At 73.8% G+C, this 21,609-nt stretch carries 20 protein-coding genes, 1 pseudogene and 1 riboswitch; of the genes and pseudogenes, 13 read left to right on the top strand and 8 right to left on the bottom strand.

The window, feature by feature from the left end:
- Positions 1-953 (bottom strand): annotated as a pseudogene (locus EUA93_RS18580) (DUF222 domain-containing protein); the annotation flags it as partial.
- A gap of 523 nt (positions 954-1,476) precedes the next feature.
- On the opposite strand from EUA93_RS18580, the gene EUA93_RS18575 reads away from it, so the two are divergent.
- The 3 genes from EUA93_RS18575 to EUA93_RS18565 all read left to right on the top strand — a co-directional run bounded on the left by EUA93_RS18575 (position 1,477) and on the right by EUA93_RS18565 (position 4,377).
- Entirely contained in the window at positions 1,477-3,087 is a 1,611-nt protein-coding gene (locus EUA93_RS18575; RefSeq protein ID WP_129401763.1) for an amidohydrolase, read from the top strand.
- 76 nt (positions 3,088-3,163) lie between these two features.
- Positions 3,164-3,778: a ClpP family protease gene (locus EUA93_RS18570; RefSeq protein WP_129401762.1), complete on the top strand. Its 615-nt coding sequence runs from the start codon at positions 3,164-3,166 to the stop codon at positions 3,776-3,778.
- Complete coding sequence (locus EUA93_RS18565) at positions 3,775-4,377, top strand: ClpP family protease (RefSeq protein WP_129401761.1); 603 nt, start codon at positions 3,775-3,777, stop codon at positions 4,375-4,377. The genes EUA93_RS18570 and EUA93_RS18565 overlap by 4 nt, the downstream gene beginning before the upstream one ends.
- 26 nt (positions 4,378-4,403) lie before the next feature.
- Here EUA93_RS18565 and EUA93_RS18560 read toward each other — a convergent pair whose 3' ends face one another.
- Positions 4,404-4,703 carry a helix-turn-helix domain-containing protein gene (locus EUA93_RS18560; protein ID WP_129401760.1) on the bottom strand — a complete coding sequence of 100 codons (300 nt, stop codon included), beginning with the start codon at positions 4,701-4,703 and terminating at the stop codon, positions 4,404-4,406.
- A gap of 111 nt (positions 4,704-4,814) precedes the next feature.
- On the opposite strand from EUA93_RS18560, the gene EUA93_RS18555 reads away from it, so the two are divergent.
- The 8 genes from EUA93_RS18555 to EUA93_RS18520 all read left to right on the top strand — a co-directional run bounded on the left by EUA93_RS18555 (position 4,815) and on the right by EUA93_RS18520 (position 14,388).
- Positions 4,815-6,023 carry a glycoside hydrolase family 16 protein gene (locus EUA93_RS18555; protein WP_129401759.1) on the top strand — a complete coding sequence of 403 codons (1,209 nt, stop codon included), beginning with the start codon at positions 4,815-4,817 and terminating at the stop codon, positions 6,021-6,023.
- A 62-nt stretch (positions 6,024-6,085) separates the two neighbouring features.
- Entirely contained in the window at positions 6,086-9,157 is a 3,072-nt protein-coding gene (locus EUA93_RS18550) for an FtsX-like permease family protein (RefSeq protein WP_129401758.1), read from the top strand.
- On the top strand, positions 9,154-9,993 hold the full coding sequence (locus EUA93_RS18545) for an ABC transporter ATP-binding protein (RefSeq protein ID WP_129401757.1): 840 nt from the start codon (positions 9,154-9,156) through the stop codon (positions 9,991-9,993). Before EUA93_RS18550 ends, EUA93_RS18545 begins: the two co-directional genes overlap by 4 nt.
- Positions 9,990-10,661: an ABC transporter ATP-binding protein gene (locus tag EUA93_RS18540; protein ID WP_129401756.1), complete on the top strand. Its 672-nt coding sequence runs from the start codon at positions 9,990-9,992 to the stop codon at positions 10,659-10,661. The genes EUA93_RS18545 and EUA93_RS18540 overlap by 4 nt, the downstream gene beginning before the upstream one ends.
- A 110-nt stretch (positions 10,662-10,771) precedes the next feature.
- Positions 10,772-11,815 (top strand): FecCD family ABC transporter permease, encoded by a 1,044-nt coding sequence (locus tag EUA93_RS18535; protein ID WP_476703586.1) that lies wholly within the window; start codon positions 10,772-10,774, stop codon positions 11,813-11,815.
- Between the two features lie 46 nt (positions 11,816-11,861).
- Entirely contained in the window at positions 11,862-12,848 is a 987-nt protein-coding gene (locus EUA93_RS18530; protein ID WP_129401755.1) for an ABC transporter substrate-binding protein, read from the top strand.
- The gene (locus tag EUA93_RS18525; RefSeq protein ID WP_129401754.1) at positions 12,845-13,654 is read left to right on the top strand and encodes an ABC transporter ATP-binding protein; all 810 of its coding nucleotides are present in this window, start codon (positions 12,845-12,847) and stop codon (positions 13,652-13,654) included. Before EUA93_RS18530 ends, EUA93_RS18525 begins: the two co-directional genes overlap by 4 nt.
- Complete coding sequence (locus EUA93_RS18520) at positions 13,651-14,388, top strand: class I SAM-dependent methyltransferase (RefSeq protein ID WP_129401753.1); 738 nt, start codon at positions 13,651-13,653, stop codon at positions 14,386-14,388. The genes EUA93_RS18525 and EUA93_RS18520 overlap by 4 nt, the downstream gene beginning before the upstream one ends.
- Here EUA93_RS18520 and EUA93_RS18515 read toward each other — a convergent pair.
- The 5 genes from EUA93_RS18515 to EUA93_RS18495 form a co-directional block, all read right to left on the bottom strand.
- Positions 14,372-14,650: a hypothetical protein gene (locus tag EUA93_RS18515; RefSeq protein WP_129401752.1), complete on the bottom strand. Its 279-nt coding sequence runs from the start codon at positions 14,648-14,650 to the stop codon at positions 14,372-14,374. The two genes, EUA93_RS18520 and EUA93_RS18515, sit on opposite strands and share 17 nt — an antisense overlap.
- A 2-nt stretch (positions 14,651-14,652) precedes the next feature.
- Entirely contained in the window at positions 14,653-15,033 is a 381-nt protein-coding gene (locus EUA93_RS18510) for a (2Fe-2S) ferredoxin domain-containing protein (protein ID WP_129401751.1), read from the bottom strand.
- 53 nt (positions 15,034-15,086) lie between these two features.
- Positions 15,087-15,212: riboswitch (cobalamin riboswitch) on the bottom strand.
- Between the two features lie 32 nt (positions 15,213-15,244).
- Positions 15,245-16,393, bottom strand: a complete 1,149-nt coding sequence (locus tag EUA93_RS18505) for an AI-2E family transporter (RefSeq protein WP_129401750.1) — start codon at positions 16,391-16,393, stop codon at positions 15,245-15,247.
- Between the two features lie 85 nt (positions 16,394-16,478).
- The gene (locus tag EUA93_RS18500; RefSeq protein WP_129401749.1) at positions 16,479-17,939 is read right to left on the bottom strand and encodes a protein adenylyltransferase SelO; all 1,461 of its coding nucleotides are present in this window, start codon (positions 17,937-17,939) and stop codon (positions 16,479-16,481) included.
- Positions 17,940-17,972: 33 nt separating this feature from the next.
- Positions 17,973-19,538, bottom strand: a complete 1,566-nt coding sequence (locus EUA93_RS18495) for a peptide chain release factor 3 (protein ID WP_129401748.1) — start codon at positions 19,536-19,538, stop codon at positions 17,973-17,975.
- A 63-nt stretch (positions 19,539-19,601) separates the two neighbouring features.
- Here EUA93_RS18495 and EUA93_RS18490 point away from each other — a divergent pair, with 63 nt between their 5' ends.
- Positions 19,602-19,955, top strand: coding sequence for a DNA polymerase ligase N-terminal domain-containing protein (locus EUA93_RS18490; protein ID WP_207208836.1), 354 nt, complete (start codon positions 19,602-19,604; stop codon positions 19,953-19,955).
- Between the two features lie 159 nt (positions 19,956-20,114).
- Here the strand turns inward: EUA93_RS18490 and EUA93_RS18485 are convergent, their stop codons facing one another.
- Positions 20,115-20,699, bottom strand: coding sequence for a hypothetical protein (locus EUA93_RS18485; protein WP_129401747.1), 585 nt, complete (start codon positions 20,697-20,699; stop codon positions 20,115-20,117).
- A 100-nt stretch (positions 20,700-20,799) separates the two neighbouring features.
- Here EUA93_RS18485 and EUA93_RS18480 point away from each other — a divergent pair, with 100 nt between their 5' ends.
- On the top strand, positions 20,800-21,591 hold the full coding sequence (locus EUA93_RS18480; protein WP_129401746.1) for a nucleotidyltransferase family protein: 792 nt from the start codon (positions 20,800-20,802) through the stop codon (positions 21,589-21,591).
- Positions 21,592-21,609 lie beyond the last annotated feature (18 nt).

Raw genomic sequence — 21,609 nt, 5'->3', positions numbered from 1 at the left:
ATCCGTCCGGTGGGACCGAACACCGTCCCCACATTCGTGAGGGTGGCGTCGAAGTGCGCGTGGAGGACGACTTCCCGCGCGACTGGCAGCCCGTCGGTGTCGTCGCGCGTCGTGGTGGCCGCCGCGCTCGTAGGGCCTTGGGCGTAGAGGTCAAGGGCGGTCTGGGTGCGGGCGAGGTTGCCGAGCGCCTTGGCACGCCTGACGTCGAGGGTCTCGGTGGAGCCGAGGGCCTTCTGGGCGGCGGAGTCGTGGGTGAGGGCGTGATCCAGGTCTAGCCCGTCGGCCAGGTCGACGTCGGCCTCGATGTGGATCGTGCCGGAGAAGTGGACGTCCTGGTCGTGGATGGTCACGTGTCGGGGGTCGACGTGGAGGTAGCCGTCCTCGGGATCCGATGCGGGATCGGGTGAAGCGAGGTCGAACCGCTTGATGGTCTCGGCGACGAGACGGTCGAGCTGCGCGGTCCCGACGCGACCAGCAACCGCACTGACCTGGTCGTCCACCCAGCCCGCGGCCTCACGCGTCAGCGACGGCACCGCGTGGATGGTGGTCTCGGCGACCAGTCGTGCCCGCCAGGCCGGGACCGAGCCGGCGTGGACCTGCGACCAGAGGCGGGGCAGGCGGTGGCGGAGCTCGAGGGCGTGCCCGATCAGCTTCTTCGCAGCCGTCGACGAGATCCCGAGCACGGCGCCGAGCTCGGCCACACAGAACTCCGCCACCAGCGGACAGCCCTCGCCCGCGATCGGCTCCTCGTGCTCGGACCCGGGGACGGTGAACGCCGCGGCGAGGTGGATCGACTCCGGCGGGTGGAGGTCGGCCCACCTGGCGGCGAGATCGAGCTGGTCGGCCGCGGCGCGGTCCTCGACGGCCTTGCGATTGCGCAGGGCAGCGAGCAGGGCCGAGGCGGTGAGGTCTTCAACCCCCGCCTCCCGTGCCACCGCCAGCGCTTCGCTCATGTGTTCGATTATATCGACCAGCACCGACAGCCGCCATGCCTGAACCGGATCTGTGGAGGGCGGGATCGGCGGGGTGTTGAGGCGTGTGCCGCGCTCGCCTCGATCCGTCGGGGGCGGTCTTTGGTCTCGACACGGCGCGGGGCGCCCTGCTCAACCAGCGACCAGCGGGGGTCTTGGTCTCGTGACGGGCGCGGGGCGCCCTCCTCGACCAACGGTGGGGGGATGGTGGTGAGCCTTTGGTTTCGACACGGGCGCAGAGCGCCCTGCTCAACCAGCAGGAGGGTCTCGTGACGGGCGCGGGGCGCCCTCCTCGACCATCGGTGAAGGGGTGGTGGTGAGCCTTGGTTTCGACACGGGCGCGACGCGCCACGCTCGACCACCGCCCGCCCGGCGCCCTGCTCGACCAGCGACGACGGGCGCGGAGCGCCTGCTCGGACAGCAGCCCGTTGCGACGTCCGGCTGGGCTCGCGTGGCGCGTCATGTCGTCGACGCGAGGTCGCTTCCACCCGGTAGAACTGTCGGCGTGAGCGCGACCGTCTTCCGCAACGCCACCGTCTTCGACGGCCATGCCCATCGGGGAGCGATCGGTGACGTGCTGGTCGAGGGCGGCCGGATCATCGCGATCGGGCACGACGTCGCGCCGATCGGGGCGCGGGTCGTCGACGTGGCGGGTGGCCTGCTGCTGCCCGGCTTCACCGACGCGCACGTGCACCCGATCCAGGGCGGGCTCGAGCGGCTCGGGTGCGACCTGAGCGAGCTCCCGGTCGACAGCGCGGCGTACCTCGCGCACGTCCGGGCCTACGCCCACGACCATCCGGACCGGCCCTGGATCCAGGGCGGCGGCTGGGCGATGGCCGCGTTCCCGGGCGGCCTGCCGACGGCGAGCGCGCTGGACGAGGTCGTGGCCGACCGCCCGGCCGCGCTGGTCAACCGCGACCACCACGGCGCGTGGGTCAACACCCGTGCGCTCGAGGTCGCCGGGATCACCCGCGACACCCCCGACCCGCACGACGGCCGGATCGAGCGCGACGCCGACGGCGAGCCGACGGGATGCCTGCACGAGGGCGCCATGGACCTCCTCGCCGGCGTCGCGCCGGTCGCCGACGACGACGAGATGTACGCCGGCCTGATGGAGGGCCAGCGCCACCTCCACTCGCTCGGCATCACGGGCTGGCAGGACGCGATCGTCGGGACCTACTCCAACATGCGCGACGGCGGGCCGACGTACGCCCGTGCCGCGGACACCGGCGACCTCACCGGCACCGTCGTGGGGGCGCTGTGGTGGGACCGCGGGCGCGGCGAGGAGCAGGTCGCCGACCTGGTCGCGAAGCGCGGGGACTACTCGCGCGGGCGCTTCGCCGCGACGTCGGTCAAGATCATGCAGGACGGCGTCGCCGAGAACGGCACGGCCGCGCTCGTCGAGCCCTACCTCGACCGGTGCGGGCACGCGACGACCAACACCGGCATCTCCTTCGTCGACCCGGTCGACCTCCGCCGCCACGTCCGCGCGCTCGACGCGCACGGGTTCCAGGTCCACGTCCACGGACTCGGTGACCGCGGCGTGCGCGAGGCCCTGGACGCCTTCGAGGGCACGGACCCCCGTCGTCGCCACCACATCGCCCACCTCCAGCTCGTGCACCCCGACGACGTACGACGGTTCGCCGACCTCGGCGTCGCCGCGAACCTCCAGGCCCTGTGGGCGTGCCTCGACGAGCAGATGACCGAGCTGACGATCCCGTTCCTGGGCGAGGAGCGGGCGCGGCGGCAGTACCCCTTCGGCGACCTCCACCGCGCCGGCGCGCGCCTCGTCGCCGGCAGCGACTGGCCGGTGAGCACGCCCCACCCGCTCGCCGCGATCCACACGGCGGTGCACCGCACGTCGTACGACGAGCCCGCGCCAGCCGGCACCGAGCCGTTCCTGCCGGAGCAGGCGCTCCCGATCGAGGTGGCCTTCGCCGCCTACACGAGCGGCTCGGCGTGGGTGAACCACCGCGACGACGCCGGCCGGGTCGCCGTCGGGGCGGTCGCCGACCTCGTGGTGCTCGACCGTGACCCCTTCGCCATGCCTGACGAGATCGGGGCCGCGCGCGTCCGCTCGACGTGGGTCGACGGGGAGTGCGTCTTCGAGGCCTGAACCGCTCCGCTCCCAGCGGATCCGCTGCCGGCAGAGCGCCCTGTGGCGGGCCGAACGCTCCCGTCACTGTGGAGGCATGAGCATCAATCCCACGACAGAACGCATCGAGGACGAGCTGGTCCGCCGCCTCATGCACCAACGCATCATCGTGCTCGGCGAGGAGCTGCGGGAGGGCAACGGCAACCGGCTGATGCACCAGCTGCTGCTCCTGTCCGCGGAGGACCCGCGCGCCGACATCAGCCTCTGGATCAACTCGCCCGGCGGCTCGGTCTCGGCGATGCTCGCGATCCACGACGTCATGCAGCTGATCCCCAACGACGTCAGCACGCTGGCGATGGGGATGGCCGCGAGCGCCGGCCAGTTCCTGCTGTCGGCGGGCACGCCCGGCAAGAGGTACGCCCTCCCGCACTCCCGGGTGCTGCTCCACCAGGGCTCCGCCGGGATCGGCGGCACGGCCGTCGACATCGAGATCCAGGCCGACGACCTGCGCCTGACCCGCGACACCGTGATCGGACTGGTCGCGGCGCACACCGGGCAGGACCGCGACACCATCGAGCGGGACTCGCGGCGCGACCGCTGGTTCGGCGCGGAGGAGGCGCTGGCGTACGGCTTCGTCGACCAGGTGATCACCTCGGTCGACCACGTGACGCCGGGGACCCAGCGCCCCGTCGGGCTGGCGGGTGCGCGATGAGCAGCTACACGATCCCCTACGTCGTCCAGACCACGCCCCGGGGCGAGCGGACCCTCGACCTCTACTCCCGCCTGCTGTCCGAGCGGATCGTCTACCTCGGCACCGAGATCGACGACGGCGTCGCGAACGCGGTCATCGCGCAGATGCTGCACCTGTCCTCGGAGAACCCCGAGCTCCCGATGAGCCTCTACATCAACTCACCGGGCGGCTCGATCTCGGACATGCTCGCGATCTACGACGCGATGCAGTTCGTGAAGCCGGCGGTGGAGACGGTCTGCGTCGGCCAGGCGGCCTGGACGGCCGCGGTCCTGCTGGCCGGGGGAGCGCCGGGCAGCCGCGCGATCCTGCCGCACGGCCGGGTCGTGCTCCACCAGCCCGCGACGCAGAGCCGCGGCACGATCCCCGACCTGATCCTCGAGGCCGACGAGGTGGCCCGGGTGCGGCTCGAGCTCGAGGAGGTGCTGGCACGGCACACGGGCCGGACGACCGAGCAGGTCCGCCAGGACACCGACCGGACCCTCGTCCTGCCGGGTGAGGCGGCGGTCGAGTACGGGATCGTCGACACGGTGCTGCGCGAGCAGGTGCCGGTGGTCCGCTGAGCTGGCCGCGTCGGCGGAGCGTCGGGTCAGGCGGCGAGCGCGAGCGCCTCGGGCCGTGCCGTGCGGGTGGCCAGCTCGCGCACGCTGAGGTCGAGCGCGCCGGCGATCGCCTGGAGCATCTCCGAGGAGGGGTCCTTGAGGCCACGCTCGACCTCGGAGAGGTACTGCATCGAGACGCCGGCCCGCCTGGCCACGTCGACCAGCCGCTCGCCGCGGTCGGTGCGCTCGCGGTGGAGCTCCTGCCCGACCAGCTCACGCCAGAGCGGCTCGGGCGTCTCGGGGGAGGCGTCGGGGTCGGGTGCCGGGAACCGCAGGATCTCGCCCATGGATCGAATGTAGCCATCGTCGACCCGTGAGCAGGCCCCGTTCCGCTCACAGCAGAACGGTCCACGCGCACCCGTCCACAACTCTGCGGGCGTCACGTGCGTCCCAGTCGCGTGCCAGCTCGATCCGCGCCCCGGTGGGCCCTCATCCTCCTGCTCGTCGTCCCGCTGCTCGGGTGGCAGCCCGCGACGGCCGACGACGGCCCGATCGACGATGCGACCGGCGACCCGACGAACGTGTCGACCCACGCCACCGCGCGGCAGCGCATCCGGCTCGAGGTGCTGCCGCAGATCGTCCAGCACGGTGGCCGGGTGGCCGACGCGGACCACGCCTCGACCGCCGTCGTCGCGACGGTCCGGCCGGTGCGCAAGGGTCGCCGGGTCGAGCTCGAGGTGCTGCGCGGCGACACGTGGGAGCACCTCGCCACGGCCCGGCAGAACCGGCGCGGCCGCGCCCAGCTCGCCGTCCCGCCCGCGGCCGACGGGCGGGCGTCGTCGTACCGCGTCCGCGCGCTGGCGCACGACGGCCTCCCGGCGATCACGAGCGCGCCCGCGACCGACCAGCGCTGGCTGCAGCCGACGTGGACCGACGAGTTCACCGGCACGACGCTCCGCCCCGACTGGCGCGACCGGGGGCTCGAGCACGTCCACGAGAGCCGCCGCTCGTGCGCCAAGGGAGACCCGCGGGCCGTGCAGGTCGCCGGGGGAGCGGTGCGGCTCAGCGTGATCAAGGACCCGGACGCGACCACGCGGTGCCGGATCGTGGGCCGCGACGCCGTGCCGGGGAGGTTCGCCTACCGGCTCAACGGCCACATCGGCACCGAGGGCGCCTTCTCCTTCCGGTACGGCGTCGCCGCCGCGCGCGTGAAGTTCCAGCGGCTCCGCGGGCAGCACGGCGCCTTCTGGCTCCAGCCGTCCGGCGGCATCCACCCCGGCGCGCTCGGCAACGAGATCGACGTCGTGGAGTACTTCGGCGACCACCACCCCCAGGGCGGGCTGGCGAGCTTCGTGCACCGCTTCGACGGCGCACGCAAGGTCACCACGGGAGGCTGGATCGACCGGCCGGAGTCCTACCTCGCCAGCCGCAGCGACGGCTGGTCGAAGGGCTACCACGTGTTCTCGGTCGAGTGGACCCCGAGACAGCTGGTCTACCGGATCGACGGCAAGGTCACCGGCCGGGTGCGCGGCCGGATCTCGGCCGAGCGCCAGTTCGTGATCCTCAGCCTGATCGCCGCGAACTACGAGATCCCCAAGATCCGCGAGGGCCGGCTCCCGCAGCACATGTACGTCGACTGGGTGCGGGTCTGGGAGACCGGCGGCTGACCGCGTCGGCGAGCCCGGCTGTCGGTACGCTCCGCTCACCGCAGGACGAGGAGGGCGTGGCCATGAGGGGCTGGGGATCCTCGCGCGCGCCCGGGTGGTCGGCGCTCCGCCACGCGTGGCGCTCTGCCGTCGGCCACCGCCGTGGACAGGCCGTCGCCCTGCTCGCCGTCTCGACGCTCGTCACCGCGTGCACGGCCTTCGCGCCGGTCTACGACCGGAGCATGCAGCAGGCGCTCGTCGACACGCTGCTCGCGCGGGCGAGCGCCGAGGACCGGGTGGTCGCGATCCGGTCGGAGTCCGCGGTCAACGCGATCGGCACGACCGAGGCACGCGACCCCAGGGACCTGCGCGCGATGCTGCCGGCGGACGTCACGGAGCGGCTCGGCCCCGTCGTGCTGGACCGTCGAGCGCTGGTGAGCCCGACGACCGGCGCGGTCCCGCCCAACGGCCTCCTGGTGTGGCGCGACGGCGCCTGTGACCACCTGCTGCTGCTCGCCGGCACGTGCCCGACCGCCGCCGGCGAGATCCTGGTCAGCGACGCGGACACGGAGAACTTCGGCCTCACCATCGGCACGACCCTCGCGGTCGCGACGTCCGAGGCCGGTCCCGACGTGCCGCTGGAGGTGGTGGGGACCTACGCCGTCGGCGACGAGGGCTGGTGGCAGGACCTCCGCCTGGTCGGCACCTCGAGGATCGCCGGGGGCGGGACCGACCCGTCGGCGGCTCACGACGCGTGGCTGACCGCCGAGGACACGTTCGTCGACGCGGCCGTCCTGCCAGCCGAGGCGTCACGCGCGGGCGGGTCTGTGCCCGAGACCACGGGTGTCGACCAGCTGTTCGCGCTCGACGACTCCGTCCGCGCGCTGGGCGACGACGTCCGGGAGCAGGAGGACGACCTGCGGGTGCTCAGCAGCGTGGGCGACACGGCCGACGACGTGCGCGCCCAGGGCGCACTGGGCGCACGCACGGTCCCGCTGCTCCTGGCCCCGCTGGCCGTGCTGCTCCTCTTCGTCCTCTGGCTGGTCCTCGTCGCAGCGACGCAGCAGCGGCGCGGCGAGGTGGCGGTCGCCCGGCTCCGTGGCAGGGGACCCGGTGGTGCCGTACGCCTGCTGCTGGCCGAGCTGCTCCCGGTGCTGCTGGCGGGGGTCGTCCCGGGCGCGGCGATCGCCGTCCTCGGCGGCCTGGTGGCGCGCGCCCTGCTCCCGGGGCCGACGGTCGTCGAGCTCGCCCCCGGCTTCGTGGTGGCGGTGCTCGTCGCCGTGCTGGTCCTGGTGCTGACCACGGTCGCCGCCGCCGTGCGCGTGGCCCGCGAGCCCCTCGACGCCCTCGTCCGCAGCGGTCGGCCCGGCCCGGGGAGGTGGCGGCTCGGCGCCCTCGACGCCGTCGTCCTGGCCGCCGTCGGCACCGGCGTGCTCGCCTTCGTCACGGGCAGCCTCACCGGATCGGCCGCACTCGCCGGACCAGCGCTGCTCGGCCTCTTCGTCGGGCTGCTCCTGGGCCACGTCGTCGCCCCCGCAGCCACCGGGGCCGGGCGACGCCTCCTGCGGCGCGGGCGCCTCGTGGCGGGGCTGACCCTGCTCGACGTGGGTCGACGTCGGGAGACGCGCGTGCTGGTCGCCGTGATCACCGTGGCCACCGCGCTCGCGGTGTTCTCGCTCGACGCCCTCGCCGTCGGCGACCGGACCCGCGACAACGCCGGCGAGCACGATGCCGGCGCTCCGGTCGTGCTCGGGGTCGAGGGACACGACCTCGACCAGGTGCGTACGGCGCTGCGGACCGCCGACCCGACGGGCGAGCGCGCGACCGTGGTCGTGCTCGCCCAGGACACGTTGGCCGTCGACCCGGAGCCGTTCAGGCGGGTCGCCCTCTTCCCGCGCGGTGGTCCGACGTCCGAGGAGTGGCGCGCGATCGAGCCGCCCGTCCACGCACCCGTGGAGCTCACGGGGTCCCGCATCTCGCTCACGGTGGAGGCCGGCGACGACTTCGCCGTCCAGGACGTCCTGGACGTGCCGTCCGAGCTGCGCCTCGCACTCGTGGTGACTGCCGGCACCGGCGTACGCCGCACGGTCCCGCTCGGAGCGGTCCCGGCAGCCGGCGAGCGGACGACCCTCACCGGTGAGGCGGCCGGGTGCGGCGACGGCTGCCGGCTCGCGGCGGTCCGGCTCAGCGCCGCCCAGGGGTCGATCACCGCGGGCAGCCTGGCGTTCGGCGACCTGCGCGTCGACGGCGCGCCCGTCGACGTGGGGACGTCGGTCGACGACTGGAACGCCGACGAGGACGAGCACACCGTGCTCAGGCCGGTCACCGGCGGCGCGACCGACGCGCTGTCCCTCGTCGTGAGCGTCCGGGGCTTCTACCCCGTGGACCTGACACCGGCCTGGGTGCCGCCGACGCTGGACGCGATCGTGCCCGCGGGCCGGTCCGCCGGCGACGACCTCCTCGTCACCGGGGTCGACGGCAGCGACCGCGCAGCCGACGTCGTCGGACGCACCACCCTGCTCCCTGCCCTGCCCGCGACGTCCGCGCTCGTGGACCTCGACGCCGCCACGCGCGGTCGCGACATCACGTTCGACGCGCACCTGGAGGTGTGGCTCGCGGACGACCGGGCGCTGGTGACCGCCGTCGAGGACTCCCTGCGGTCGAGCGGGATCGCCGTGACCGATGTCCGCCGCCTGTCCGAGGTCAGCTCGTCCTACGCCCGCACCGTGCCGACGTGGAGCCTGGCGCTCGGGTCCGTCGTGGGCCCTGCGGTCGTGCTCGCCGCGGTGCTGGTCCTGCTGGTGCTGGCCGTCATCGGCTGGCGCGCCCGCTCGCGGGACCTCGCGATCCTCCGGCTCAACGGCGCCGGGCGTCGTACGACGGTGCGGCTGGCCGTGTGGGCGCACCTCCCCGCCGTCCTGCTGGCCGTCGTCGCCGGCATCGGCGCGGGCCTGGCGGGTGCGGCGCTGTCGATGTCGGACGTCGCCTTCTTCCCCGAGCCGCCCTCGGTGCCCGTGGTCGACACCGCCACGGCGTGGCCGGCCGTGCTCCTCGTGGCCGTGACCTGCGCGGTCGCGCTGCCCGCCGCCGTGGTGGCGACGGGCTGGGCGGTGGCCCGCCGGGCGCACCTCGAGCGTGCGGGGGAGGCGGGGTGACGGGCCGGGGAGGGGGTCTGGCGATCCGCACCCGCGGGCTCGTGCACATCTACCACGTGGAGGAGCACGACGTCGCCGCGCTGTCGGGCGTCGACCTCGACGTGGCGGCGGGGGAGGTGGTCGGCCTGCTCGGTCCGTCCGGCTCGGGCAAGTCGACCCTGATGAGCCTCCTGGCCGGGATCCTGAGGCCCAGCGCCGGCAAGGTCCTCGTCGGCGAGACGGAGGTGTCCGCGGCGACCTCGCGCGTGCTCGACGGCCTGCGGGCCACCGACGTCGGGCTGATGCTCCAGGGCGCCGCGCGCAACCTGCTGCCCCACGTCTCGGCGCTCGACAACGTGCGGTTCGCCCAGCAGCAGGCGCGCCGGTCCGGACGGGAGGTCTCCGACCCCCGAGCGGTGCTCGGCGAGGTGGGCCTGGCCGCGGTGGCGGACCGGCCGCTCGGCGGCCTGACGCCCGGGGAGCTCCAGCTGGCGGCGGTCGCCGCAGCGGTCTCCACCCGGCCGGGGCTGCTGCTGTGCGACGAGCCCACGAGCCAGCTCGACCACGCGGCCCGCGACCGCGTCCTCCAGGTGCTCACCGAGGTCAACCGCGCCCACGGCACGACGGTCGTGCTGGTGACCCACGACCCCGAGGTCGCGCGCGTGCTGCCGCGCACGGTCACCATCCGCGACGGCCGGATCGGCGGCGAGGGCCGCAGTGGTGAGGAGTACGCCGTCGTCACCGCCGACGGCTTCCTGCCGCTGCAGGGGCACGCGCTGGACCGGCTCCCGCCGGGGACCCTGGTGCGGCTGCACGAGGTCGACGACCACTTCGAGCTGCGGGTGGAGGAGCCATGACCGACCTGGCGGCGACCGGGCTGTCGGTGGCGTGGGGCGACACCCTCGCCGTGCACCCGCTCGACCTGGCCGTGCCCGCCGGCTCGGTCGTCGCGGTGACCGGCCCGTCGGGTGCAGGCAAGTCGTCGCTGCTGTGGGCGCTGGCGTGCGCGCTGCGGCCGGCGGTGGCGACCGTGACCGGACAGGTGCTGGTGGGTGGCGAGGTGGTGGGCGACCGGGACGGGGCAGCCGGGCGCGGCGTCGTGCTGGTGCCCCAGCGCAACGCGCTCTCCGCCAGCCTCACCGCGCACGAGAGCGTGCTGGTGCCGTTGCTCGCCCGCGGCGAGACGGCCCCGGTCGCCCTGGCGCGGGTCGCGGAGGCACTCGGCCGGGTCGGCCTGACCGGTTCCGAGGGCCACCTCGTCGACCAGCTCTCCGGCGGCCAGCAGCAGCGCGTCGCGCTGGCCCGGGCGCTCGCGCTGCGTCCCGAGGTGCTGCTCGCCGACGAGTCGACCAGTGAGCTCGACGCCGGCAACCGCGAGCTCGTGCTCGCGGCGCTGCACGAGGAGGCCGCCCGCGGCGCCGCCGTCGTGCTGGCCACCCACGACCCGGACGCCGCCGCCGGTGCGAGCGCGGTGCTCGGGCTCGACGAGGGAGCCGCCGCCTGGTCGAGGAGGCCTGTCGCCTAGAGTTCCTTGTTGCAAGTCAGTTGCAACAACGAGAGCGAGGGCTGCGGGTGGCCACCGACACCGTCCAGGTGCCGCGACCGACGACCGAGCCCCCGGGTGACCCCCTCGGGGTGGGCGCCACCCGGCGGCGTACGACGTCGTGGTTGCTCGGGCTGGTCCTCGGCCTCGTCGCCACGATGGTCGCCGGGGTCGGCATCGGTGCCTTCTCGGTGCCGGCCGGCACCGTCGCGCAGGTCGTCACCCACCACCTCCTCGGCTGGCCGGGGGAGCGCACGTGGAGCGTCCCGATGGACGCGATCGTGTGGCAGGTCCGCCTGCCGCGGGTGCTGCTCGGCGCGCTCGTCGGAGCCGGCCTAGCGATCTGCGGGGTCGCGCTGCAGGCGATGGTCCGCAACGTGCTCGCCGACCCCTACCTCCTCGGCGTGAACTCGGGCGCCTCCAGCGGCGCCGCGGCCGCCATCCTCTTCGGGGTCGGCGCCGGCTTCGCCGAGCACGCCCTCCAGGTCACGGCGTTCCTCGGCGCGCTCGCCGCCTCGCTGCTGGTCTTCCTCGTCGCGCGCAGCGCCGGCCGGGTCACCTCGGTCCGGCTGCTGCTGGCCGGGGTGGCGGTCGGCTACGCGCTCTACGCGCTGACCAGCTTCCTGATCTTCGCCTCGGGCTCGGCCGAGGGAGCCCGCTCGGTGATGTTCTGGCTGCTCGGCTCGCTGGCCCTCGCGCAGTGGGACCTGCCCTTCGCGGTGGTCGCCGTCGTGGTCCTCGTCTCGGTCGCCCTGCTCACGGTATGGGGCCGGCGACTCGACGCGCTGGCCGTCGGCGACGAGACCGCCCACACCCTCGGCGTACGTCCCGAGCGCTTCCGGCTCCGGCTGCTCGTCGTCGTCGCACTGTGCGTCGGAGTGGTGGTCGCGGCGGCCGGCAGCATCGGCTTCGTCGGGCTCGTGATCCCGCACCTGGCACGCCGCGCCGTCGGCGGCGCGCACGTCCGCGTGGTCGTCGTGGCCGCGCTGATGGGCGCGATCCTGCTGATCTGGGCCGACATCCTCGCCCGCACCGTCTTCGCCCCGCAGGAGGTGCCGATCGGGATCATCACCTCCCTCGTCGGCGCACCCTTCCTGCTCGTGCTCATCCGCCGCCTCCACGCCACCAGTGCGTGACCGCTCGCCCGACCCCGACCCCGACCCCGACCCGAGGAGGACCTCCGTGCCCGTCCCGACCCGCATCGCCGCCACCCTCCTGCTCGCCGGCTCACTCGCCGCGTGCGGTGCCGAGGCCGACGACCGGTCCGGGCCCACCTCGCCCAGCACCGGGTCGTACCCGGTCACCGTCGAGAACTGCGGTGCCGACGTCACCTTCGAGGCCGACCCCGAGCGCGTCGTGCTGCTGAAGAGCTCGGCCGTGCCGTTCCTCCACGACCTCGGCGTGATGGACCGCGTCACGGCCCGCGCCGGGCAGTACCCGGACGACTACTACGACGAGGAGACGCTGGCCGAGCTCGACGAGATCCCGCTCCTGACCGACGAGCTCGACAGCAGCGGTCACCTCCAGATCTCGAAGGAGGTGGTGATCTCCCAGGAGCCCGACCTCGTCCTCGGCCAGGTCGACAACCTCTCCCGCGACACCCTCGACGCCGTCGGGATCCCGCTGCTGGAGGAGCCCGCCCTGTGCGGCACGGGTGGCGAGCCGGCCTTCGACGACGTCTACGACCAGCTCGAGCTGTACGGCACGGTGTTCGGCCGCGAGGCACAGGCCGAGGAGGCGATCGCCGACCTCCGCGACGAGCTCGCCGGGATCGAGTCGGAGGTGGGCGAGGGATCGGGCCGCACCGCCGCCGTGCTCTACCCGACCGTCGGCGGCGGGACGACGTACGCCTACGGCACCGGCAGCATGGCGCACCCGCAGCTGGAGGCGGCGGGCCTCGAGAACGTCTTCGCCGACGTCGACGAGCGGGTCTTCGAGGTCACCCTCGAGGAGCTGCTCGGTCGCGACCCCGACGTGCTGGTCCTCCTGCACAGCGAGGGCGAGCCCGGACCGGTCGAGCAGGCGATCACCGACCTGCCGGGCGCCGACCAGCTCACGGCGGTGCGCAACGGCGACGTGATGACGCAGCTCTTCAACTTCACCGAGCCGCCGAGCCCGCTGGCGTTCGACGGCCTCGCGCGCATCGTCGAGCGGTTCGGCACCTCGTGATCGGCGCCGACGACCTCTCCTGGTCCTACGGCTCGTCGCGGGTCCTGGACGCCGTCTCGCTGACCGCGCCGCACGGCCGGGTGCTCGGCCTGATCGGGCCCAACGGCAGCGGCAAGACGACGCTCCTGCGGCTCCTGTACGGCGCCCTCGACAGCCCGACCGGGTCGGTGACCGTCGACGGGGAGGCACTCGCCGCGCTCCCGCCGCGCGAGGCCGCGCGACGGGTGGCGGTCGTGGTCCAGGAGACGGGCGGCGAGAGCACGCTCACCGTCGCGGAGATGGTGCTGCTCGGCCGCGGCCCGCACCTGTCGACGTTCCAGCGCACCGGTGCCGAGGACCGTCGGGTCGCCGCGGAGGCGCTCGCCCGGGTCGGTGCCTCGCACCTGGCGGCGAGGCCCTTCGCCGGCCTGTCCGGCGGTGAGCGCCAGCGGGTGCTGATCGCCCGCGCGCTCACCCAGCAGGCCACCCACCTGCTCCTCGACGAGCCGACCAACCACCTCGACATCCGCTTCCAGCACGAGGTCCTGGGGCTGGTCGCCGACCTGGCCCACGACCTGCACCGCACGGTCGTGGTGGTCCTGCACGACCTCAACCTCGCTGCGCGCTACTGCGACGACCTGGTCCTGCTCGGCGACGGCGGGATCGCCGCCACCGGCCCGGTCGAGGACGTCCTGGTGCCCGAGCTCCTCGAGCCGGTCTACGGCATCGGCATCGAGCGCGTGCGCACCGGCGACCAGCTCCACCTGCTCTTCCACCCGTTCCAGCCGTTCGAGCACGATCACCTGAGGGAGACCGCACCCGCATGACCGAGCAGCAGCTCCAGCACTCGATCAACGACTACTGGACCCGTCGCGCCCCGGCCTACGACGCCTACCAGCAACGTCCCGAGCGTCGCGACCTCGACCTGGAGGTGTGGCGCGGCATCTGGTCCGCGGCCCTCCCGGCCGCCCCGGCCGACGTGCTAGACGTGGGCACCGGCAGCGGCCACGTGGCGCGGCTCGTCGCCGGGCTCGGCCACCGCGTGACGGGCATCGACCTCTCGCCGGGGATGCTCGAGATCGCCGCCGGGGACGCCGCCTCCGACGCGACCTCCGACGCGACCTCCGACGTGACCTCCGACGTGACTCCGCCCCGGTTCCTCGCCGGCGACGCCGTCGACCCGGACTTCGCGGAGCAGTCCTTCGACGCGGTCGTCGGCCGCTACGTCATGTGGACCCTGCGCGACCCGGAGACGGCCGTCGCGCGCTGGGTGCGCCTGCTGCGACCGGGCGGCGTCGTGGCGATGGCCGACAGCCTGTGGTTCACCGACGGCCTCGGCGAGCTCTACGGCGAGCGGCCCGAGGGCCACCTGCCGCTGGCCGACGCCCGCTCCATCGAGGAGGTCGCCGACGCCCTCCGCCGGGGCGGGCTGGTCGACGTGGCCGTGACCCCGCTCGAGCAGGTCCGCGAGCTCGACCGCGCCCACGGCGTCGCGCCGGGTCACGAGGTGGTGCTGCAGTACCTGCTGACCGGTTGCCGTCCGCTCACGCCGGCCGACTGAGCCGCTGCGCCCAGACGGGGTCGTAGTCGGGGTGCGCGCCGTAGCCGAGCAGCAGCAGCCGGAGCTCGCGCTGCGACGGCAGCAGGCCCGATCGCAGGGTCGCGAGGACCTCGTCGATGATCGCGACCTGGGCGGCGAGACCGGGCCGCAGCAGGTCGCCCTCGCGCGCCGCCTCGCGCTCCCAGAGCCGGGCGAGGTCCTCGGTGAGCCGGTCGACGAGGAAGACGGCCAGCGACGTCAGGTCCGTGTCGAGGTGCCGCACGGTCACACCTTCGTCGCGGTGGCGGACGGCCGGAACGGCGAGCGCCGCAGGCTCTCCGGCAGGTCGGCGACTCCCGGGCCACCCGCCTGCACCCAGTCGGCGATCGCCGAGGCCTCGTGGCGCCCGTTGAGCAGGCCCAGCCACACCGGGCGCGCGCCGGCCCGGCGGGCGCCGGGCGACGGGCTCACCACGACGACGTCGGAGCGCTCGCAGGGGCCGAGGCAGTCCGTGACACGAACGGTCGCGGTGTCGCCGAGCATCGAGCGCAGGGCGTCGAGCCGGGCGGCGTGGTCGACCAGCGGCCGCTTCTTCGTCGTGCCGCAGCAGCAGCCGCGGCAGACGGTGACGGTGGGTCGGTCTGCTCGTGCGAGGGGTCGGTCCATCAGTCCTGCGCTCCATCTCTCGTGGAATCGTCGTGTGCGGAAATGGACGCAGGCGGTCTCCTGACTCCTGGGTCGAGCGCTGTTCCCGGCCTTCCCGGACGTGTGGTCCAGTGGCGTGTTCGGGCGCAGCTCCCCAGTCACAGTGGCGAGGACCGTGTCGGGCTTGCACCGACTTCCCGGTCTGCGTCTGGCGGCGAGTCTAGGGCAGTCGTCAGTCCTCGGCCGTGCGTGGCGCGACGCGCGACCTGGTCCGCGCGTCGACGACCTCGTCGAGGTAGCGCAGCACGACGGCCAGCACGGCCGTGAAGGGCACGGCCAGGAAGGCGCCCGAGATCCCGAACAGCGTGCCGCCGAGGGTGACCGCCAGCAGGACGACGGCCGCGTGGAGGTTCATCGACTTCGACTGCAGGATTGGGGACAGCACGTTGCCCTCCACCTGCTGCACGGCGACGATGAGCGCGAGCGCCAGCAGCGCACCGGTGGGCCCGTTGGACACCAGCGCGATGAGGACGGCGATCGAGCCGGCGACGAAGGCGCCGACGATCGGCACGAACCCGGCGAAGAAGGTGAGGACGGCCAGCGGGACGGCCAGCGGGACGCCGATCAGCAGGAGGCCGCCACCGATGAGGACGGCGTCGATGAGCGACACCAGGGCCTGGGTCCTGATGAAGCCGCCCAGGGTCGCCCAGGCGCGGTCACCGACCTCGGCCAGGTGCCGGCCGGCCGTGGGGCCGGCGAGCCGGCGCACCCACGGCAGGAACCGGGAGCCGTCCTTGACGAACAGGAAGGTCAGGATCAGGACCAGCACCAGGTTGACCAGCCCGTTGGTGATCGCGGAGACCCCGACCAGCACGCCGGAGGCGATGGTGCCGGCCGACCCGGTCAGCTTCTCCTGCAGCCCCTGGAGCCCGGCGTCGATCTGCTCCTTGGAGACGAAGTCGGAGCTCTGCACCCAGTCCTGCACGTGCTGGAGCCCCTCGCTGGCGCTGTCGACGATGTCGCCGCCCTGCGAGGCCACGGACGGGGCGATCGTGTAGCCGACCCCGACCACCACGAGGATGGCGCCGAGGACGGTGATCGCCGCGGCGAGCGCGTTGGGGAGCTTGAGGCGTCGGCGCAGGAAAGAGGCGACCGGCGCCAGGACGGTGCACAGGATCAGGGCCATCAGCACCGGGAAGATGATCACCCAGGCGTACTTGACGACGAGCCCGACCAGCACCAGCCCGAGGGCGATGCCGACGAAGCGCAGGCTCCACCGCGCCGTCCACGACAGGCCGTGGCCGATGGTCTCCTCGCGCGACGGCGGCGCCGGGACGGGCGCAGGCGTGGGGGCGGGTTCGGGGGTGCGTCGTCGAGCCATGGACGACACCTTGTCAGTCCCGGCCCCGGTCCATACCACCCGAGTGGGTCGTGGACCCCGAGACAGCGGTCACAGCGGGGTGGGGTCAGGTCCCGCAGAAGGTCTGGTAGCCGGCGAACGACTCCGGGGCGGGCTCGGCGTACCTCTCCAGCCCGGGACGTGCGTCGTACGGCCGGCGGACCGCCTCGAGCAGCCGGTCGAGCGGGCCGAGGTCACCGCCCGTGGCGGCGTCCAGTGCCTCCTCGACGAGGTGGTTGCGCGGGACGTGGACCGGGTTCACGCGGTCCATCGCGTCGGCGTCGGGGGAGAGCGCGAGCCAGCGCGCGGCCCAGGCGTCGTACGCCGCCAGGTCGAGCACGAGCCCGCGCGCCGCGTCGGCGTCGCCGCGGGCCGCTGCGCCGAGCGCCCGGAAGAATCCGGTGTGGTCGACGTGGTTGTCGCGCATCAGCTCGACCAGGTCGCCGGCCAGCCCCGCGGTGACCTCGTCGGGGAGCCCGTCGGGGAGGCCGAGCTTGGCGCGCATCCCGCGCGACCACGCCTCGGAGTAGGACGTGCGGAACCGGCCGAGGGAGGCGGTGGCGATGGCGACCGCGTCGTCCTGCTCCTCGGCGAGGAGGGGGAGCAGGGTCTCGGCGAAGCGCGCGAGGTTCCACTCCGCGACCACCGGCTGGTTGCCGAAGGCGTAGCGCCCGCCGGTGTCGATCGAGCTGAAGACCGTGGCCGGGTCGAACGCGTCGATGAAGGCGCACGGGCCGTAGTCGATGGTCTCGCCGGAGATCGTCATGTTGTCGGTGTTCATCACGCCGTGGACGAAGCCGACGAGCATCCACTGCGCGACGAGCGACGCCTGCGCTGCCATCACGGCCTCGAAGAGCGCGAGGTGGGGCTGCTCGGCGTCGGCGACGTCGGGGTGGTGCCGCGCGATGGCGTGGTCGGCGAGCCTGCGCAGCAGGTCGAGGTCGTCGGTGGCGCGGGCGTACTGGAAGGAGCCGACGCGCAGGTGGCTGCTGGCGACCCGGGCGAGGACGGCGCCCGGCAGCACGGTCTCGCGGTGCACGGGTCGTCCGGTCGCGACGACGCCGAGCGAGCGGGTCGTCGGAATCCCGAGGGCGTGCATCGCCTCGCTGACCACGTGCTCGCGCAGCATCGGCCCGACGGCCGCGTAGCCGTCGCCGCCGCGCGAGAACGGCGTACGGCCGGAGCCCTTGAGGTGCAGGTCGCGCAGCCGGCCGTCGGCGTCGGTGAGCTCGCCGAGGAGCAGCGCGCGGCCGTCGCCGAGGCGGGGCGAGTAGCCGCCGAACTGGTGGCCGGCGTAGGCCTGCGCCACCGGGGTCGCGCCCTCCGGCACCGCGGTGCCGGTGAGCAGGCCGAGCCCCTCGGGCGTGCGCAGCCAGTCGGGGTCGAGCCCGAGCTGGGTGGCGAGGGGCTCGTTGAGGGCCAGCAGCTGCGGCTCGGGCACGTCGGCGGCCTGCCACGGGAGCGCGAGCTCGGGCAGCGTGTCGGCGAAGTGGTGCCCGAGGTCGAGCGGGACGACGGCGGCATTCACCCTGTCGACGATACGGGGGAGGCGGGCGCGGCCTCAGGCGCCGCCGGCGGGCAGCGCCTCGAGCATGATCTCGGGGTTGTCGCGGGCGGTGACCATCGCGCGCCACTGGTCGACGAACAGCGCCATGTGGGTGCCGTCGCTGCGCTCGAGCACCTCGATGCCGCGCATCCCGGCCAGCGCGGTGGCGCCCTCGGCGTTCGTGCGGCGCGCGACCTGGTAGTCGAGGCGGGACAGGCGGATCGGCGAGTTGAACTCGTTGGTCATCCGGTCCTCGACGACCTCGAACTGCATCGGGCCGACGGCGGCGAGCACCGGGTTCTGGTCGCCGCGCAGGTCCGAGCGCAGCACCTGGACGACACCCTCCTGGTCGAGCTGCTCGATGCCGCGGCGGAACTGCTTGTAGCGGCTGATGTCGCCGGCGCTGGCGGTCACGAAGTGCTCGGGCGCGAAGCTCGGGACGGGCGGGTACTCGATCGACTCACCGACGTAGACGGTGTCGCCGACGCGCAGGGCCTGGGCGTTGACGAAGCCGATGATGTCGCCGGGCTCGGCGGTCTCGACGGCAGCGGTGTCGCGGCCGAAGACCGACTGGGCGAACTTCGTGGCGAACGGGCGGCCGCTGCCGGCGTGGGTGACGACCATGCCGCGCTCGAAGTGGCCGGAGACCACGCGGGCGTAGGCCAGTCGGTCGCGGTGGGCGTTGTTCATGCCCGACTGCACCTTGAAGACGAAGGCGCTGAAGTCGTCGTCGGTCTCACGCACGGAGCCGTCGACGCCCTCGGTCGCGCTGGGGTCGGGGGCGATGTCGAGCAGGAGGTCGAGCAGCTGCGCGACACCGAAGTTCTGCAGCGCCGAGGCGAACATGACGGGCGTGGTCTCACCAGCCAGGAAGCGCGCCTGGTCGTGGTCGGCCTCGTCGAGGGTGAGCAGCTCGTGCTCCTCCTCGGCCGCCTGCCACTGGTGGGCGTCGGTCTCCTCGACCTCGTCGGGCGCCATCCGGCGCTCGGGGGCGCGGGTCGCACCACCGGCCGTGCGGGTGTACTTCACGAACTCGCCCGTGCGCCGGTCCAGCACGCCGCGGAAGTCGCCGGCCTCGCCGACGGGCCAGGTGAGGGGAGTGGGCCGGAGCTTGATCTTCTCCTGGATGAGGTCCATCAGCTCGAGGGCCGAGAGGCCGGGCCGGTCCCACTTGTTGATGACCGTCAGCACCGGGATGCCGCGCAGCGCGCACACCTTGAAGAGCTTGAGCGTCTGCGGCTCGAGCCCCTTTCCGGCGTCGACCAGCATCACGGCCGAGTCGACGGCCGACAGCACGCGGTAGGTGTCCTCGGAGAAGTCGCTGTGGCCGGGGGTGTCGACGAGGTTGATCACGTGGTCGCGGTAGACGAACTGCAGGGCCGCCGACGTGATCGAGATGCCGCGGGCCTTCTCCATCGCCATCCAGTCCGACACCGTCGCGCGACGGTCGCCCTTGCCGTGCACGGCGCCGGCCTCGGTGATCACCCGGGCGTGCAGCGCGAGGGCCTCGGTGAGGGTCGACTTGCCCGCGTCGGGGTGGCTGATGACGGCGAAGGTACGGCGGGGGCGGGTGTCGGGCACCGCGCGAATCTACCGGCGATCCCGCCCGGACGCCGTTTCGGCGGCGTGCGTCAGGATGGCTGCGTGAGGCCACGCTTCGTGCTGCACGACCACCGCAAGCCGAGTCCGCACTTCGACCTGCGGCTCGAGGAGGACGGCGTGCTGCGCAGCTGGGCCGTGCCCAAGGGCCTCCCGGTCGACACCGCGCACGACCGGCTCGCGGTGGCCGTGGGCGACCACGACCTCGACCACGTGGCCTACGAGGACGAGCACAAGTCGATCGCCGACGAGGGCACGTGGGAGGAGCACGACCGCGACGAGCGGCGGTTCGTGTTCTCGCTCCACGGCCGCGACGGCGTACGTCGCTATGCGCTCATCCACACCGGTGGGAAGCAGTGGCTGCTCCACCTCACCCGGGAGCAGCCGGGCGCGCGCTGAGCCGCAGCAGCACGACAGCCCCCGCCAGCACGCTGGTCGGGGGCTGTCCGTCGCTGGGGAGGCGACGTGCGTCGTGGTGCCTCGCCCACAGGGGGGTGGGGGAGCGAGGCCCGGTCGACGCGGTGGGGAACCGGGTGTGTCGGTGGGTCGGGTCGGGGCTCAGAAGGTGAGGGAGCCCTGGCAGACGTTCCCGTCGCGGGTCGCGCGGAACACGATCCGGTCGGCACCCGCGGGGTCGGCGATCTTGCGCTCGACGCTGAAGGAGCCGCTGCGACCGCCGGTCGTCGCAGAGCCGCGGCTGGCGACCGAGCCGTTCTGGCTGATCGTCCAGGCCCACGCCTGGCCGGCGCGGTTGGTGTCGACCTCGCCCTCGACCTCGAGGCGGCCGTCGTCGGTCTTCACCTTGAGCTTCCAGGTGCCGGCCGAGGAGCAGTCGCCGGTGCGGATGACGCGGTCGTCGTCGCGGCCACCGCGGCCACCGCGGTCGCCGCCGTTGTCGTCGCCGCCGCCGTTGCCGCGGTCGCCGCCGTTGTCGTCGTTGCCGTCGTGGTCGTCGCCGCCGCGGCCCCGGCCACCGTGGTCGTCGCCGTGGTCGTCGTCGTCGTGACCGCTGAACCGGACCTGGGAGTGGGAGTCGGAGTGGGCGAGCGCGGGAGCCGAGGCGGCTGCCAGGCCGGCCAGTGCCAGGGTGGCGGTGACCGCGGTGGCGGCCAGCGTGCGGGGGGTGCTCGTGGAGGTCTTCATGGACCAAGCCTCGGCCAGCCGCGCGACCCGCGCCATCTGTCTGATGGTGCTAGTACCCGGTGTCGAGCCCTGCCTCGACGAGCGGACCTAGGCTCGGAGGATGATCCCTCCGCCGCACGTGCAGGAGCTCCTCGACGGCTTCCTCGACGAGGTCGACCGGCGCTTCCCCGGTGAGCTGACCGGGCTGTTCCTCCACGGATCGATCGTGTGGGGCGAGCTCTTCCTCGGCAGCGACGTCGACTTCGTGGCCGTCTGGGAGCAGCTCCCCACCGGTGACCGGCTGGCCGCCCTGGCGGAGGCCCACGCGCGCGTGGCGGAGCGGTTCGCGACGCCCACCTTCGACGGCTTCCACTGCACCGCCGCCGACCTGGCTGCCAGCCCGACCGGGACGGGCACGAGGCCGGTGTTCCAGCAGGGTGCGTTCGACGAGCAGGGCACGCTCGACATCAACCTCGTGACGTGGCACGAGCTGGCCCTGGGGCCGGTCGTGGTGCGCGGCCGGGTGCCGCCGATCCACACGGACCTCGACGAGCTGCTGGCCTTCACGCGTGCCAACCTCGACACGTACTGGCGCGGCATCGCCGAGCAGACTGCTGGGGGAGCAGGGGTGGAGGAGATCGGGCGGAGCGACGAGGCCGTCGCATGGATCGCCCTCGGCGCTCCGCGCCTCCACCACCTGCTCCGCACGCACGCCCTGACGTCGAAGAGCGGCGCCGGCCGCTACGTCATCGAGCGCCTCGACGCGCGGTGGTCGCCCATCGCGGAGGAGGCCTTGAGGGTCCGTGAACGCCCGGGCACCGAGAGCCTGTACGACGACCCGGTGCGGCGTGGGCAGGACACCCACGACCTCCTCACGTGGATCGTCGAGGACGGCACGCGAGGCCGGCCGTGAGCGGCCGGCGTGGTGCTG

It is taken from the genome of Nocardioides oleivorans (assembly GCF_004137255.1).
Taxonomy (GTDB): domain Bacteria; phylum Actinomycetota; class Actinomycetes; order Propionibacteriales; family Nocardioidaceae; genus Nocardioides; species Nocardioides oleivorans.
This window is presented reverse-complemented; position numbering and strand designations above follow the sequence as displayed.

What these genes read in the sequence shown, in the direction of transcription:
- EUA93_RS18510 (WP_129401751.1), bottom strand. Translation starts at nt 15,033, where the DNA reads ATGGACCGACCCCTCGCACGAGCAGACCGACCCACCGTCACCGTCTGC.
- EUA93_RS18485 (WP_129401747.1), bottom strand. Translation starts at nt 20,699, where the DNA reads ATGAAGACCTCCACGAGCACCCCCCGCACGCTGGCCGCCACCGCGGTC.
- EUA93_RS18565 (WP_129401761.1), top strand. Translation starts at nt 3,775, where the DNA reads ATGAGCAGCTACACGATCCCCTACGTCGTCCAGACCACGCCCCGGGGC.
- EUA93_RS18550 (WP_129401758.1), top strand. Translation starts at nt 6,086, where the DNA reads ATGAGGGGCTGGGGATCCTCGCGCGCGCCCGGGTGGTCGGCGCTCCGC.
- EUA93_RS18480 (WP_129401746.1), top strand. Translation starts at nt 20,800, where the DNA reads ATGATCCCTCCGCCGCACGTGCAGGAGCTCCTCGACGGCTTCCTCGAC.
- EUA93_RS18540 (WP_129401756.1), top strand. Translation starts at nt 9,990, where the DNA reads ATGACCGACCTGGCGGCGACCGGGCTGTCGGTGGCGTGGGGCGACACC.
- EUA93_RS18570 (WP_129401762.1), top strand. Translation starts at nt 3,164, where the DNA reads ATGAGCATCAATCCCACGACAGAACGCATCGAGGACGAGCTGGTCCGC.
- EUA93_RS18505 (WP_129401750.1), bottom strand. Translation starts at nt 16,393, where the DNA reads ATGGCTCGACGACGCACCCCCGAACCCGCCCCCACGCCTGCGCCCGTC.
- EUA93_RS18560 (WP_129401760.1), bottom strand. Translation starts at nt 4,703, where the DNA reads ATGGGCGAGATCCTGCGGTTCCCGGCACCCGACCCCGACGCCTCCCCC.
- EUA93_RS18520 (WP_129401753.1), top strand. Translation starts at nt 13,651, where the DNA reads ATGACCGAGCAGCAGCTCCAGCACTCGATCAACGACTACTGGACCCGT.